The organism is Arachnia rubra (assembly GCF_019973735.1).
Taxonomy (GTDB): Bacteria; Actinomycetota; Actinomycetes; order Propionibacteriales; family Propionibacteriaceae; genus Arachnia; species Arachnia rubra.
In genome coordinates, this window is record NZ_AP024463.1 from 274,806 (window position 1) to 288,922 (window position 14,117).

Annotated in this window: 10 protein-coding genes and 1 riboswitch; of the genes, 3 read left to right on the forward strand and 7 right to left on the reverse strand. The window is 66.8% G+C overall.

Translation table 11 applies throughout. From position 1 onward, the window contains the following. Window positions 1–175 precede the first annotated feature (175 nt). The 4 genes from SK1NUM_RS01150 to SK1NUM_RS01165 all read right to left on the reverse strand — a co-directional run bounded on the left by SK1NUM_RS01150 (window position 176) and on the right by SK1NUM_RS01165 (window position 4,060). Window positions 176–1,267, reverse strand: a complete 1,092-nt coding sequence (locus SK1NUM_RS01150) for an ABC transporter substrate-binding protein (RefSeq protein ID WP_212324269.1) — start codon at window positions 1,265–1,267, stop codon at window positions 176–178. Then, window positions 1,264–2,079 carry an ABC transporter ATP-binding protein gene (locus SK1NUM_RS01155; RefSeq protein ID WP_212324271.1) on the reverse strand — a complete coding sequence of 272 codons (816 nt, stop codon included), beginning with the start codon at window positions 2,077–2,079 and terminating at the stop codon, window positions 1,264–1,266. The genes SK1NUM_RS01150 and SK1NUM_RS01155 overlap by 4 nt, the downstream gene beginning before the upstream one ends. Further along, window positions 2,076–3,107, reverse strand: coding sequence for a FecCD family ABC transporter permease (locus SK1NUM_RS01160; protein ID WP_223927703.1), 1,032 nt, complete (start codon window positions 3,105–3,107; stop codon window positions 2,076–2,078). The genes SK1NUM_RS01155 and SK1NUM_RS01160 overlap by 4 nt, the downstream gene beginning before the upstream one ends. Before the next feature lie 66 nt (window positions 3,108–3,173). Further along, a riboswitch (cobalamin riboswitch) is annotated at window positions 3,174–3,351 on the reverse strand. Between the two features lie 43 nt (window positions 3,352–3,394). Beyond that, the gene (locus SK1NUM_RS01165; protein WP_212324274.1) at window positions 3,395–4,060 is read right to left on the reverse strand and encodes a TetR/AcrR family transcriptional regulator; all 666 of its coding nucleotides are present in this window, start codon (window positions 4,058–4,060) and stop codon (window positions 3,395–3,397) included. Between the two features lie 97 nt (window positions 4,061–4,157). On the opposite strand from SK1NUM_RS01165, the gene SK1NUM_RS01170 reads away from it, so the two are divergent. Further along, entirely contained in the window at window positions 4,158–5,084 is a 927-nt protein-coding gene (locus SK1NUM_RS01170) for an SDR family oxidoreductase (protein WP_212324276.1), read from the forward strand. A 15-nt stretch (window positions 5,085–5,099) separates the two neighbouring features. Here SK1NUM_RS01170 and mshB read toward each other — a convergent pair whose 3' ends face one another. Both mshB and SK1NUM_RS01180 read right to left on the reverse strand, forming a co-directional pair. Further along, entirely contained in the window at window positions 5,100–5,993 is an 894-nt protein-coding gene (gene mshB, locus SK1NUM_RS01175) for an N-acetyl-1-D-myo-inositol-2-amino-2-deoxy-alpha-D-glucopyranoside deacetylase (RefSeq protein ID WP_223927705.1), read from the reverse strand. Between the two features lie 151 nt (window positions 5,994–6,144). Continuing rightward, on the reverse strand, window positions 6,145–6,855 hold the full coding sequence (locus SK1NUM_RS01180) for a VIT1/CCC1 transporter family protein (protein ID WP_212324278.1): 711 nt from the start codon (window positions 6,853–6,855) through the stop codon (window positions 6,145–6,147). Window positions 6,856–7,221: 366 nt separating this feature from the next. Here SK1NUM_RS01180 and SK1NUM_RS01185 point away from each other — a divergent pair, with 366 nt between their 5' ends. Beyond that, complete coding sequence (locus tag SK1NUM_RS01185; RefSeq protein WP_223927707.1) at window positions 7,222–9,573, forward strand: glycogen debranching protein; 2,352 nt, start codon at window positions 7,222–7,224, stop codon at window positions 9,571–9,573. Between the two features lie 169 nt (window positions 9,574–9,742). Beyond that, on the forward strand, window positions 9,743–11,248 hold the full coding sequence (putP, locus tag SK1NUM_RS01190; protein WP_212324288.1) for a sodium/proline symporter PutP: 1,506 nt from the start codon (window positions 9,743–9,745) through the stop codon (window positions 11,246–11,248). A 71-nt stretch (window positions 11,249–11,319) separates the two neighbouring features. Here the strand turns inward: putP and SK1NUM_RS01195 are convergent, their stop codons facing one another. Next, window positions 11,320–14,064: a penicillin acylase family protein gene (locus SK1NUM_RS01195; RefSeq protein ID WP_212324290.1), complete on the reverse strand. Its 2,745-nt coding sequence runs from the start codon at window positions 14,062–14,064 to the stop codon at window positions 11,320–11,322. Window positions 14,065–14,117 lie beyond the last annotated feature (53 nt).

Consider the following 14,117-nt stretch of genomic DNA (forward strand, 5'->3'; position numbering starts at 1 on the left):
CTATCAATTATTCAGGAAGTTGAGCCTTCCTCGCGCATACCGACACGCACAACACGTCAATTAACTATTGCAGCCACCGATTCTGACTAAGCCTCCAGGGCCAGCAAACGGGGGATAAGGCCAGCAAAAGGGACGGGGCCCGGCGCATTCGACACCGGGCCCCGTCGGGGATTGCTCAGGACAGCTTGTCCCTGCCTGCCAGGTCAGCGGGCATCTCAAGATGCGTCGTGACGTCAGAGGTAGGGGCCAGGCCGTGCTTCTCGAAGGACTTGCGCAGGTACTCGGCGGCGTCGATGTTCAGTGGGCTCTCCGTCCACATGGCGTAGGGCAGGTTGATGAACCGTTCCTCCTTGACCGCGGCGAGGTCCTTGGTGAGCGCGTTCGACTTCAGGACGTCGATCTTCTCCTGGTAGGTCTGCGGCGGGTAGTCCACGAACGCGATGATGTCGGGATTGGCGGTGGCCACTCGCTCCCAGCTGACCTTGGTCCAGGTGTCCTCGACGTCGGCGGTGGCGTTGGTGCCGCCGGCGGCCTCGATGATCGCGTTCGGCGCCCCGTAGGAGCCGCTGGTGAAGACCGTGTCGCTGGCGGAGTCGAACAGGAACACCACCGGCTTCTTCTCCGGCTTCGGTGCGTTCTGCACCGCCGTCAGGCGGGTGTCCATGTCGTCGACAACCCCCTTGGCGACGTCGCTGTGCCCGGTGATGGTGCCGAGGTTGCTGATGTCGGTGCGGACCGCCTCCCACGGGTCGACGATGCCGCGCTTGGTGGTGCCCGGCTGGCGGCAGGACTCGGTCAGCAGGTAGGAGGGGATGCCCTTGTCGGACAGGGTCTGCGGGGTCAGGTTCTTCTCCTCCGAGAAGCCGTAGTTCCAGCCCGCGACCATGAGGTCGGGGGTGGCCGCGATAATCGACTCCAGGGTGGGGTACTTGTCGCTCACCTTGTTCAGGCCATTGACGACCTCAGCGCCGTACTTGGCCTGCAGGATCGGCAGGTCGCGTTCCACGCTGCTGACCGCCGTGATCTCCTTGGACGCTCCCGCGGCCAGGGCCAGCGCGACGATGTTGCCATCGTTGACGTACATCTTCTTCGCCTGGCTTTTCAGGGTGAGGTCCTCGCCGCAGTTCTTCACGGTGACTGCGCCGGACGCGGAGCCGGCGGACCCGCTCGCCCCGTTGGACGGCGAGGAGCTGGGGGAGGAGCAGGCGCTGAGCACGATGAGCGGCAGGGCAAGCCAGGTGACTGCCCGGGTGCTGCGGTTGATCATGTGGTTTCCTCTGGTCTCTCTTTGGTTTCGGTTGCAGTGGTTGGCACGAGGCCGTCTATGACGAGGTGCGCGACCCCGTCGTCGTCCGCCGGGATCTGGCGGGCGCGTACCTTGAACGTGGTCTCCAGGTTCAAGGCGGTCATGACCTCTTCGGGTGTCCCGGAGGCGTGAACCTGGCCGTTGGCGAGCATCACGATCCGGTCGAACCAGCCCATGGCCAGGTCGAGGTCGTGGATTGAGGCCAGGATGGTGCGCTTCGTGTCGCGCATGGTCTGCAGCAGGTGAAGCTGGTGGTGCACGTCGAGATGGTTGGTGGGCTCGTCGAGCAGCAGCAGCTCAGTGCCCTGCGCCAGTCCCTTGGCGAGCATCGCACGTCGGCGCTCGCCACCGGAGAGGTTGCTGCATTTGCGCGAGGCCAGGGCAGACAGCCCCACCATCTCCAGGGACTCGCCGACGACCCGGCGCTCATCGGCGCCGCCAGCCTGCCACGGCAGCATGTGCGGCAGCCGGCCGAGGGCCACCATCTCCGCCAGGGTCAGGTCCTCGGGGGCTGACTCCTCCTGGGCGACGAAGGCCAGCTGGCGTGCCCGCTGCCTGGGACCTAGCGTCGCCAGGTCCTTGCCGCCCACCAGGACGCGGCCCGCTGCGGGACGGCGGATGCCCGCCAGCACCCGCATCAGGGTTGACTTCCCCACGCCGTTCACGCCGACGATGGCGGTCATGGTGTGAGGTGTGAGATCGAGGTTGATGCCGGAGACGATCACCCGCTGCCCGATGGTGCAGGTCAGATCCTGAGCGCGGAGCGTGGTCATGCGGCACCCCCGAATCCGTAGCTGCGGCGACCCATGACGATGAAGAACACCGGGGCCCCGACCAGTCCGGTCACCACGCCGATCGGCACCTCGGCGGGCGCGACGATGACGCGGGAGGCCACATCCACCCAGAGCAGAAACAGGCCGCCGAGGGCCGCCGACAACGGCACCACCCGGCGGTGCAGCGCACCCACCATCATCCGGGCGAGGTGGGGGATCACCAGGCCGACGAAGCCGATGCCGCCGGAGACCGCGACCAGCGTCCCCACCAGCACCGCCAGCAGCAGGAACAGAGCCTGCCGCAGCGCCCCGACGGGGATGCCGAGCGACGCGGCGGCGTCCGGCCCCTGGGCCATGGCGTCGAGCCAGCCGCTGCCCAGCAGGAACAGAACCAGGCAGACCAGGACGACGATGACGGGCAGCGGGATCTTGTTCCAGTCGGCTCCGGCGACGCTGCCGAGCAGCCAGGAGAGGACCGACTGGGTGGCGCGCGGGTCGCCCTTGTAGACCAGGAAGCTGGCGACAGCCGAGAAGGCAGCCGACAGCACCACCCCTGACAGGACGAGCCGGATCGGGGTGAGGCCGCCCTGGGCCATCGTCACCAGGTAGACGGCGAGCGCGGCCCCCAGCGACCCCAGCATCGCGCCCACCGAGATCGCCCAGATCCCGAAGCCGGAGAGGACACCGAAGGTGATCACGGCGGTGGCGCCGACGGAAGCGCCCGCGGAGACGCCCAGCAGGTAGGGGTCGGCCAGGGGGTTGCGCACCAGCGTTTGCATCCCGCAGCCCGCGATCCCCAGTCCCGCGCCGACCACCACGGCCAGCAGGGAGCGTGGCAGCCGTGCCTCCCAGACGATGAGGTCCACGTACGGGGTGCTGCTGACGGTTCCCTGGAGCCTGGCAGTGATCGCCTCCCACACGGCCTCGCCGGGTAGCGGCTCGGACCCGATCGTGACGGAGTAGACGATGCTCAGCGCGGTGAGCGCTAACACCAGGAGGCAGAGGGGCAGCGTGAGGTACCTGGTCACCCCACGCGCCGTTTCCGGGCGTGGCAAAGAGTCTCCCCAAAGTCCATGAGCCTGTGCGCGAGGCTCGTTACCGACAGGTGAAGCTGCGGTCTTCGGACTCCGGATCCTCCTTGCCCACGGCCTTCCCGGGGTGCCCCAGTGGCTTGAGTCGCAGGTTTGTCACCGTCACCGCTGCGCGTCAGTCCCGGATTCTCACCGGGTTCCCGTGCCCACCGCAGTGGGCCAGCTTCAGGCGGAGGATATCAGTTTTTTGAAAAAATACTTTCCCAGGCTGTTCAGGGGGCCTCTCAGCTCTGCCGGCGCGCGATCAGGCCACAGATGTGGACGGTGATGATCTCTGCCAGGATCTCGCTGAATGTGAGATGTGTCGCCGCGATCGCCGGGTCGGCGTCGTAGGCCGCCTGCAGCGCCTCGGTCGGCTGGCTGAGCGGCCAGGCGGTGCTGGCCGTCAGCAGCACCACCACGACGAGCTGCTGGGCGTTTGACTCGGTCAGCTCTGGGACGGCATCCGAGAAGATCTTCGTAAGCGCAGTCGCTGACTCGGTGGTGGCGTGCTTGTGACGCAGTGCGGTCTTGGCTGAGATGTTCCGCTCCAGGACGGCGGCCTGGGCGCTGACCAGGTCGCACAGCACCGGCCGCTCGGCCAGGGTGGCAGCGATCAGCTCCGCCAGCTGATCCCCGTTATCGGCGGTGCCGTGTCCGAGGTGCTGGGTACGCTGGCGCAGTACAGCGACCCATTCCTGGAGCTCGGCGTCCAGAAGCTCCAGCAGGATCGCCTCGCGGGAGTCGAAATAGCGCAATACGTTCGACTTGGCCAGGCCGATGCGGCGGCTGAGCTCGTTCAGGCTGATGGATGCCGCCGGCATCTCGGCAAGCATCGACGCGGCGGTCGCCAGGATTGCCTGTCGCCGCTGATCGCGCTGCTCGTGGGTGCGTGCTCTGTGAAAGATCACGCCCTGATAGTACAGATCCGGGCGTTCCCTTGATAAGAGACCAATGGTTCGTTACTGTCGAATGGGTCAACAGACCGGCAGTCTATAAGGAGTGGGTATGACCTATCAGGTTCCGGATCAGCGGGGTAAGCGCGCGATCGTGACGGGCGCGAACAGCGGCACTGGGAAGGAGGCGGCGCGGAAGCTCGCGGGCGCAGGGGCCAGCGTCATCCTGGCGGTGCGCACCGTCGCCAAGGGTGAGCAGGCGATGCGGGAGATCCGCGCCCAGCATCCGCATGCCGACGTCGAGGTGCGGCGGGTGGATCTGGCGGACCTCGCCAGCGTGCGGGAGTTCGCTAACTCGGTGCTGGCAGACGGCCAGCCGGTCGACCTGTTGCTGAACAATGCCGGCGTGATGGCGCCGCCGGTGCGGCACGAGACCGCCGACGGCTTCGAGCTGCAGCTGGGCAGCAACGTCCTCGGGCCGTTCGCCCTCACTCTCCGGCTCCTGCCAGCGCTGCTCACGGCGCCTGCGCCGCGCGTGGTCACGATGTCCAGCGGGACGGCCTCGATGGGCCGGATCGACTTCGACGACCTCAACTGGGAGAAGTCCTACGACCCCGTCAGGTCGTATGCCAGCTCCAAGCTGGCCGACCAGCTGTTGAGTCGGCAGCTGGCGCGGATCTCCCGGGAACGCGGCTGGAGGCTGCTCTCAGCTGGCGCCCATCCCGGTCATGCCAGCACAGCCCTCGCCGAGACCGGACCCCAGCTGGGCGGTGAGCTGACCCCGTCGCTGAAGATGTCGCTGAGGCTCACGAGGTGGTTGGTCCCGCGGCACTCCGCCGAGGCCGGGGCCGATCCGATGCTGTATGCCGCCACCGCGAGCGACGTCGTCCAGGGCGGCTACTACGGCCCGCGGTGGGGAGTGGTCGGTGTCCCGGCTAAGGCGAAATACGCGCGCGGAGCCAAGGACGATGCCGTCGCCGAACGCCTGTGGACCGAGGCTGAGCGACTGACCGGGGTTACGCTGCCTGACGCCAGCTGAGCCCGGCTCGTGGGCTCAGACATCCAGGCCTGCGAAAAGGTCGTCGGCTGGGCCGTCACCGGGGAAGGGGACCCCGGCGGCTAGCCGGTAGGCCTCGCCTGAGCCGTCGATGCTGCGGGTGAGCCTAGCCAGCTTCCAGAACGGGCTCTCCGGGTCGACCTGGCTGCGGTAAGCGGCCAGGGCGGCCTCGCAGCGTTCCGCCCGTTCGTCGAAGCCGATGACAGCTGCGATCTGCTCCGGATCTATGTTGAAGCGTCGTCGCATGGCCTCGGGATCGAAGCCCTCGACCATCTCGGGAGCGACTTCCTGCGCCTTCTCGAAGGCCGCGGCCCACGCCATGGGGTTGTAGGTGATCCACAGGATCCGGCTGACCTGCCAGGGCTCGCCCAGGTCGGGGCGGTACGACGGCACTGCCGCCAGCTGGGATGCGTACATGGTGACGCGGTGGGCCTGGATGTGGTCGGGATGGCCGTAGTTGCCGTTCTGGTCGTAGGTGGCGATCACCTGGGGGCGGCGGTCCCGGATCAGGGCGACCAGATGGTCGGCGGCCTCCAGCAGGTCGGCGGCCCAGAACGCGCCCTCCGGCAGCTCGTCGCGAGGGATGACGTTGCCCTGGTCGTCGGTGGCCATCCCCGAGTCGTGGTAGCGGCCCTGCCCGCCCAGCCAGACGTGGTCGGTGACCCCCAAGGTCTCCATCGCCTGCGTGAGCTCCCCGATGCGGTGCGCGCCGAGTTCCTTGGGGCTCAGGTGCTCCAGCTCGGGAACCAGGATCTCGCCCAGCTCTCCGAGGGTGCAGGTGACCAGCGTCACCTGTGCGCCCTCGTCGACGTAGCGCGACATCGTGGCGGGGGACTGCGACGACTCATCGTCGGGATGGGCATGGACGAACATCAAACGGCGGTCAGACACAACGGCAAGAGTAGTAGCTCCTACGGCCACTGCGCCGCGCGTCAACCGGGACCCCTACAGCGCGGCTTTGTAGGTCTCCTCGAATCGATGGCGTTGGCCGCACCGGAGTTTCCGGTACGGCCAACGATTCCAAGAGATAGAGGTGCTGGTCTTACGACTTCCGCCAGCTCTTCGACTCAGGCTTGAACAACAGATAGATGATGCTGCCGGCCAGACCCAAGCCGATGGCCACGCCGATGATCCAGCTTCCGTTATAGCTGGTGCTAGCGGAACTGGCCATCAGGCTGTACACCATGTTCAGCAGCACCAGGGCGACCTGGGCAAAGGCGGCATAAAGCAACACGTTGTAGCGGTTGCCCCTGAGGAACGTGATGCCGCCGATCAGGAGAGCGACGGCAGTGATGAGAGTGCCGGCCGCTTGGATGTAGCCGAGGGTGATTGCTAGTCCGATCGAGTTGCCGACGCGAAGGGTTTCGCCGAGGCTCTGAAGGGCAGAGACGCCTGCGAAGCCTATGATGCCTGCGAGGATCCCGAGGCTGCCGTCGATGATTCCGACCACGGAGGCGCCGGTTGCGGCTCCAGGACGTACGCCCTGCTGCTGGTTGTTGTACATGTACGGGTTCTGGCCGTACCCTGGCGCTGGCTGGCCGTACGGCTGGCCCGGCTGCTGACCGTACCCCGGCGCTGGCTGGCCGTAGGGCTGGCCCGGCTGCTGACTGGCGGGTGGGGGTGTCGGCTGGCCGTAGGGCTGCGCGTTGCCGTACGGGGTGGAAGCTGTGGGGTCGCCCTGTTGAGGCTGATAGCCTGGCTGCCCAGGCTGGTATCCCGGCTGCTGGGGCCCGGGCGGGTACTGGTCACTCATTGCGTGCAGACCTTTCTACAGAAATGCATGTACAACTTTAGCGGTCCTGGGTGTCATGAGAGATGCCGGTGGTGGGTTGGCGGTCAGGCGAATGGCATCCAGGTTCCGCGCTGACAAGGCATCTGTCAAGGGGGTGCAGCGGAGAGTTGCGGCCGCCGGTGATCTTCAGGTCAGGGATGGGGCCTGGGCGCTGCGAGTCCCCTGATCCCTATCGGCGGGATCCTGCAAAATTATCTCCGTCGTCGAGGTTGTTGGGGAACGACCGTAGTGAGGTCCGACTCCCTGACTCGACCTGGCTAAATTTGCCCTGGCTAGGGGAATCTGTCGTTGTCCCGTGTAATGATGTCTCACATGGATGTTTCCTGTATGGCTCCTGTGCAGCCTGAGATCTGGGGGCGCGCCGAGTGGCCGCTCGGTGCGCATCTCACCGATGACGGTGCCACCTTTGCGGTGTACGCCCCCGACGCCACCAGGGTGCAGCTTGAGTTCTTCCCCAATGCCCTCGGCGCCGACTCCGCCGCCTCCTATCCGATGACGAAGGGAGCCGACGGGGTGTGGCGCGCCCATATCAGCGGAGTCTTCGAGTTCGACCTCTACGGCTTCCGGGCCTGGGGCCCAAACTGGTCCTGGGATCCCGTCTGGGTGCCCGGCAGCTCCGTCGGCTTCGTCACCGACATCGACGAGCGCGGCAACCGCTTCAACCCCAACAAGGTGCTCTTCGACCCCTACGCCCTGGAGATCACCCACAACGTCTACTCCGACGCGATCCTGGAGACTGGCCTCGACGGCGGGGCCTTCGGGACCGGTGGTGACGACTACCGGGGGGTGCCGCGGCGGCAGGTCGACACGGGCCGCATCGCACCCAAGGGCGTCATCCTGCGTCCCACCAGCCCGGCATTCACCAAGCCGAGGTTGCCGGGGGAGAAGGCCGCCATCTACGAGGCCTCGGTGTCCCAGCTCGTCGGGCATCCGTCGATCGTCGGCCTCGGCACGCTGCTCAGCAGGGAGCCGGGCTTCGAGGACGTGGTGAACATTCCCGAGGAGTACCTCGGCACCTACAAGGGCGTCGGCATGATGGCTCCCTATCTCAAGGCGCTCGGCATCACGACTCTGGAGCTGCTGCCCATCCACGAGACCAACCAGTCCGAGTCGTCGCGCGAGGGACACACGAACTCGTGGGGCTACATGACGCTGTCGTTCTTCGCCCCCAACCGCAAGTACGCCTATGACAAGTCGCTGGGCGGGCCGACCAGGGAGTTCCAGCAGATGGTGGCGGCTTTTCACGCCGCCGGGCTGGAGATCTACCTGGACGTCGTCTACAACCACACCGCGGAGGGCGGCAACTGGAATGGCGACCCGAACACCGTCGGCTTCACCTCCCTCGGCGGGTTCGCGGCCGCGGAGTACTACGTGATGACGTCGTCACATGCGCTGGTCGACGGCGCGACGGGCACCTCCAACCAGCTCAACTACTCCTCACCCATGGCCCAGCGGCTGGTGCTGGACTCGCTGCGGCACTGGACGTCCGAGATGGGGGCGGACGGCTTCCGGTTCGACCTGGCCACCGTCCTGGGCCGCAAACCGAACGAGGCCGACCGCGAGGACTGGGACAACCAGCGGCGCTTCTTCACCGACCATCCGCTGCTGGCCGACATCGCCAGGTTCGCCGACGAGCAGCACATCGAGGTCATTGCCGAGGCCTGGGATCTGTGGGGCTATGAGGTCGGCAACTTCCCGCACGGCTGGGGGGAGTGGAATGGGCGCTACCGCGACGCGGTCCGCAGGTTCGCCAAGGGCGACGGCAACGTCCTGGAGTTCCTGGACGTCGTCAATGGCGATCACAGCCACTTCGCCGACAACGGTGGACCCCAGAAGACCATCAATTTCATCGACGCCCATGACGGCTTCAACATGGCCGACCTGGTCAGCTACCAGCAGAAGAACAACGACCAGCCCTACCCGTTCGGGCCCTCCGACGGCGGGTCGGACGACAACATGTCGTGGGACTCCGGAGGGTCGCAGGAGCTGCGCCGGCAGCGGGTCCGCAACTTCCTGACCATCCTGCTGTTCTCGCGCGGGGTGCCGATGTTCGTGGCGGGCGACGAGTTCGGCCGCACCCAGAACGGCAACAACAACCCGTGGGCGATCGACTCAGTGGCGATGTGGAACAACTACGCCATGATCCCCACGAATGCGCCCCAGCAGGTGGCGGTCGCGCCCGACGCCACGGACGCCGCATACCACGACAACCTTGGGGTTTTCGAGACGGAGCCGCTGGTCAACGGGCTGTTCAGGTTCACCACGTTCCTGGCGAAACTGCGGCAGCGGCACGAGTCACTGCAGCAGAAGTACTACGGTGACCTGGTGCCTGATGACCAGGACGTCTCCTACCTGTTCTACACCCCGTCCATGGAGGGTGACCTGCAGGACGGTGACCGGGCGCTCAGCGTCTACATCAACTCACCTGGTGACAACTTCCTGATGATGGTGAACATGGCTGACGCGGAGGTCGGATTCACTGTGCCGACGCCCGCTGATGGCAGGGTGTGGCGTCGCCTCGTCGACACGGGAGTCTGGGCGGAGCCCGCCAGCAACTTCTGGCCGGAGGGCACCGGGATCCTCCTGGAGGGTGTGGTGTGGGTGCAGCCGTGGTCCGTGGTTGTGTGGCATGACACCGTGGCCCCGGAGGAGTCCGGCGGCGGGCGGGCCACGTCGTAAACACGTCGTAAAAGGGCAGCCCACGCTCTGGTAGGTAGCAGATCCTGGCTGGCAGGCCAGCCACGTGTTGCTACGTACCGGGGCGTGGGCTGGACTGTCTATTTTTTGGGACGGCCTGTATTTGACCCAGAGTCCGGGTAGGTTGCTGACTTATTTTTAAGGAGGCGCCATGGATTCACAGACCTACCAAGCCATAGCCATGAGCACCTATTTCGTGTTCATGCTCCTGATCGGGTTCTGGGCTTACCGCCGGACCAAGGACTTCGACGACTACATGCTCGCGGGCCGGGACCTGGGTCCGTTCGCCACCGCTCTGTCAGCCGGGGCGGCCGACATGTCGGGCTGGCTCCTGATGGGTCTGCCCGGTGCGCTGTACCTGAGCGGACTGGTCGAGCTCTGGATCGCCATCGGCCTGACCGCTGGTGCCTGGGTCAACTGGAGGTTCGTCGCGCCGCGGCTGCGGGCCTACAGCGAGGTGGCCGGCAATGCGATCACGATTCCCAGCTTCTTCGGCAACCGGCTGCACGACACCCGGCACCTGATGCGCATCACCTCAGGGGTCATCACGCTTGTTTTCTTCACTTTCTACGTCTCCAGCGGCATGGTGGCCGGGGGACGATTCTTCGAGGCCTCCTTCGGCATGGACTATCACCTCGGGATGCTGATTGTGGCGGGCAGCGTCGTGCTCTACACCCTCTTCGGCGGGTTCCTGGCCGTCGCCTGGACTGACACCGTCCAGGGACTGATGATGGTGGCGGCCCTGGTCTTCGTTCCCCTGGTTGGCGTCATCAACTTGGGTGGGATCGGCCCACTGCTGGATACCATCAACGAGGTCGATATCAATACGTTCGTACTGTGGGGTGCGGCGACGACGGTCACGGGAGTGGTCTCGTCGCTGGCCTGGGGGCTCGGGTACTTTGGGCAGCCGCACATCATCGTGCGGTTCATGGCGTTGCGCACGCCGCAGGAGGCGATCGCCGGACGGCGGATCGGGATCGGCTGGATGATCCTGTCCTGTCTCGGGGCGGCGGGAACCGCCCTGGTCGGGATTGCGACCTACCGGCGTGACAAGGGGCAGCTCGACAACCCGGAGACCGTGTTCATCGCGCTGGGGCAGCTGCTCTTCCACCCGCTGATCGCCGGATTCATGATCGCTGCGATCCTGGCCGCGATCATGTCGACGATCTCGTCGCAGCTGCTGGTGTCGTCGTCGGCGCTGGTCGAGGACCTGTACAAGGTTTTCCGCAAGGACACCGGGCGTGGCGTCGGCATCTGGATGGGCCGGGGAGCGGTGATGCTGGTCTCCGTGGTCGCCGCGGCCATGGCGTGGGAGGCCAACGACACGATCCTCAACCTGGTGGCCTTCGCCTGGGCGGGGTTCGGCGCCACCTTCGGTCCCGTGGTGCTGCTGAGCCTGTACTGGCGGCGGCTCACCACCGGCGGTGCCCTGGCCGGGATGATCGCCGGGGCGATCGCCGTCGCGGTCTGGGGCAATCTGTCCGGCGGCATCTTCGACCTCTACGAGATCCTGCCGGGCTTCGTCATCAACCTGGCGGTCGCCGTCGGGATCAGCCTGGCCTCGCGGCCCGCGCCGGAGGTGGAGCAGGACTTCAAGGACACCGCCCGCCTGGTGACCCACTTCCAGCAGGGCGAGCTCGTCCCCGACGGCGACTAGCGATTGCCGCCAGGGACGGCGTGTGGACGGGTCGGGCGGGGCCTGGGATCCCAGGCCCCGCCCGGATCTGGTCAGGCTGGGAGCAGCCTGAGGGTGTTGGTCGTGGCCGCCTCGACGGCCTCGCGGCTGAACGGCCAGTCGAACATCCGGCCCTCGGCCCAGGCCTCGAACTGGTCGTTGACGTGCGACGACCACGGATGTCCCGACGCTCCTGCCGAGATCACCCAGCGGGCATTGTCGATGTCAGCCATGTCGACGGTCATGCGCATCGAGGGGCCGCTGCCTATCTTGGAATAGTCCACCCGGCCGTCCTCCCCGACTGTGGTGTCAAACCAGGAGGCGTTGGGGGTGTACTGGGAGCCCCCGACCGGGCGTGGGGCCGCATTGAAGTGGTTCCGCACGATTTCGGGCAGGCCCTCGCCACCCAGCACCTGGTGGGTGGGTTTCTGCATATGGATCCTGCCCCAGGCCCACGTCGTGTGGTCCTCGCCCATCTGAGCGGTGAGGTCGGCATCGGCTGCGGCCCAGGCGCGCCGCATGATTGCGGCCGCGTCCTCCACCTCAGGCGTGGCTTTGTCGTCCCACAGCGGGTTCTGGGGGTCGGCGACCAGATTCCCCAGCGCCTGGGGAGGATCGGCGGAGGCCAGATTTCCCAGGTCATCGCTGAGGGCGACGTGCGCGAGGTGGGAGTACAGCGCCGCCATGATCGCGGCGCCCTGTGAGTCGGTGGACATGTGGGCGCCGTCGGCATACCAGGCGGCGAGGACCTGCTGGAGCTCTTTCAGCCTGGGTTCGGTCAGCTCCACGCCCGTCAGGGCCGGGGCCAGTAGGTCGGCCTGGGGGGAGTGGTCGAGCAGCATGGTCTGCGATGCCTGCTCCACCGTGATCGGCCCCTCCGAGGCCATGCGGGCCAGGGCGTCGTACATCTGCTGCGACCGATACCCAGGGACATATAGCTGCACTCCGAGGAACGGGCCGCTGGCATCCGGGGTGATCAGCTGATTGGCGCTGGTGATGATCCCGTCGGGCGGGTTGAGCGCTGCGGGCATGTCCTGCGGGGCGTAGAAGCCCTGCCAGTCGTAGCTGGAGTCCCAGCCGGGCCGGGGCCAGCGGCCGTCGGCGCCTAGGTTGTCGCTCTCGTGCGAGACAGTGCGCTGCTGGTCAGCGGGGGCTTTGACCGGCCTGATGGGATACCTCCCAGGTGCCTGGTAGCCGATGTCACCGTCGGCGGTGGCGAACAGGAGACTCAGCGCCGGCTCCGTTAGGAGCGCGGCCGCGGCGGCCGCTCCGTCGGCATTGGTGGCGCGATTGAGTGTGAACATGCCTTCTCCGCTCTTGCTCGGCATCAGGGCCGTCCACTGGACGGCGACGGAGAAGTCGCCCGAGACCCCGGGCAGCTGCTTGAAGCTTTCATTGTCACCAGATGCGAATGGTGGGGCAGAAAGGCCCGAGACGATGGGGCCGTGCACGGACTCGCGGACCTCCACCTCGAACGGCTCACCGCCCGCCACCTTGAACGTTTCAGTGCGGGTCTTGTAGGCCAGGCACTTACCATCGCGCCGGTAGGTGCCGTTTCCGGCATTCTGCTCCACCACCAGGTCGAACACATCGCCCATGAAGTTGGTGAAGGCCCAGGTCAGCTGGGGATTGCGGCCGATGGCGACGCCCGGCTGTCCCGCGAAGGCGAAGCCCTCGACGTCGAAGGTGCAGTCGCCGTCGAGGGCGGAGCAGTGCAGCCCCACCTGCGACCACACCGACGGGTAGCTCATTTGCAGGTGCGGGTCATTGCCGATGATGGGCTTGCCCGATGCGGTGTGACTGCCGGAGACGGCGAACGAGTTGGAGCCGATGCCCGGGCCCTTGCCCAGGGTCGACGGAATGGCGTCGAGGATCCGCTGCGCCTCCTGGAGCGCCTCGGTGGCTCCCCCGAGTGCGCTGGCCTGGGTGGTGGGTGCGGGGCTGGCCGGGGTGGTCTCGGCTGGCGCGGAGCCCTCTGAGGGCTCGGGGCAGTCGGTGGCCTCGGCCTCCTGCGTCGGCATCGGGAGCGGGTCGGCGACGGGGTAGTCGGAGCGGGGCCTCAGGTTGCCGGCCCCGTCGTCGAGCAGGATCGGCCGGTGGGTGGCCTCGTCGGGGGCCGGGAGCAGCTGCTCGACCGTGGCCGGGCTGCCCAGCTTCGAGAGCAACTGCATACGCCACGCCTCACTGCCGCCGGTGCTGAGCCCCGAGTTCAGCATCTTGAACTCGGCCAGCGAGTCGATGCCGTTCCACGGCTCGATGTCGCCGATGGGCAGGCTCAGTCCCATCACCGCGTATTCGTTGGCCACCTGCCACGGGGCCTTCCCTTTGAGGTAGGCGTTGACCCCGTCGGCGTAGGCCTGGTAGAAGCCGCGGGCCTCGTCGGACAGCAGGTCCCACTCCTGCTCGGCGACGCGCCGCAGGCCCACGGTGCGCATCGAGATGTCCGACTGCTTGCCTCCCTCACCGACCAGCTCGGACAACCGTCCGGCGGTCATGTGGCGGCCCAGGTCCATCTGGAAGAAGCGCTCCTGAGCCTGCACATAGCCTTGCCCGAAGAACAGGTCGTGGTCGCTGGAGGCGTAGATGTGGGGGACGCCCTGCGCGTCGCGGCGCACGGTGATCTCGTCGCCGGGCCCGGCGAGCGTGACCGCGCCGTCGTACTTCGGCAGCGGCGCGCGGATGATGGCGACGAGCACCGCCCCCGCGATGAGGGCGAGCGCGACGATGCTACCCAGCGGGATGAGCAGCCAGTTGCGTATTCTGCGTCTGGTCTTGGATCTGTGTGTGGTCGTGGACATGATCCTCCTTCGGTTGGCCCGGACGCTACGTCGCTCCCCAGGTGGGCACATCA

Coding starts and splice junctions, on each gene's coding strand:
- putP (WP_212324288.1), top strand. CDS start 9,743: ATGGATTCACAGACCTACCAAGCCATAGCCATGAGCACCTATTTCGTG.
- SK1NUM_RS01150 (WP_212324269.1), bottom strand. CDS start 1,267: ATGATCAACCGCAGCACCCGGGCAGTCACCTGGCTTGCCCTGCCGCTC.
- SK1NUM_RS01180 (WP_212324278.1), bottom strand. CDS start 6,855: ATGAGTGACCAGTACCCGCCCGGGCCCCAGCAGCCGGGATACCAGCCT.
- SK1NUM_RS01195 (WP_212324290.1), bottom strand. CDS start 14,064: ATGTCCACGACCACACACAGATCCAAGACCAGACGCAGAATACGCAAC.
- SK1NUM_RS01185 (WP_223927707.1), top strand. CDS start 7,222: ATGGCTCCTGTGCAGCCTGAGATCTGGGGGCGCGCCGAGTGGCCGCTC.
- SK1NUM_RS01170 (WP_212324276.1), top strand. CDS start 4,158: ATGACCTATCAGGTTCCGGATCAGCGGGGTAAGCGCGCGATCGTGACG.
- SK1NUM_RS01155 (WP_212324271.1), bottom strand. CDS start 2,079: ATGACCACGCTCCGCGCTCAGGATCTGACCTGCACCATCGGGCAGCGG.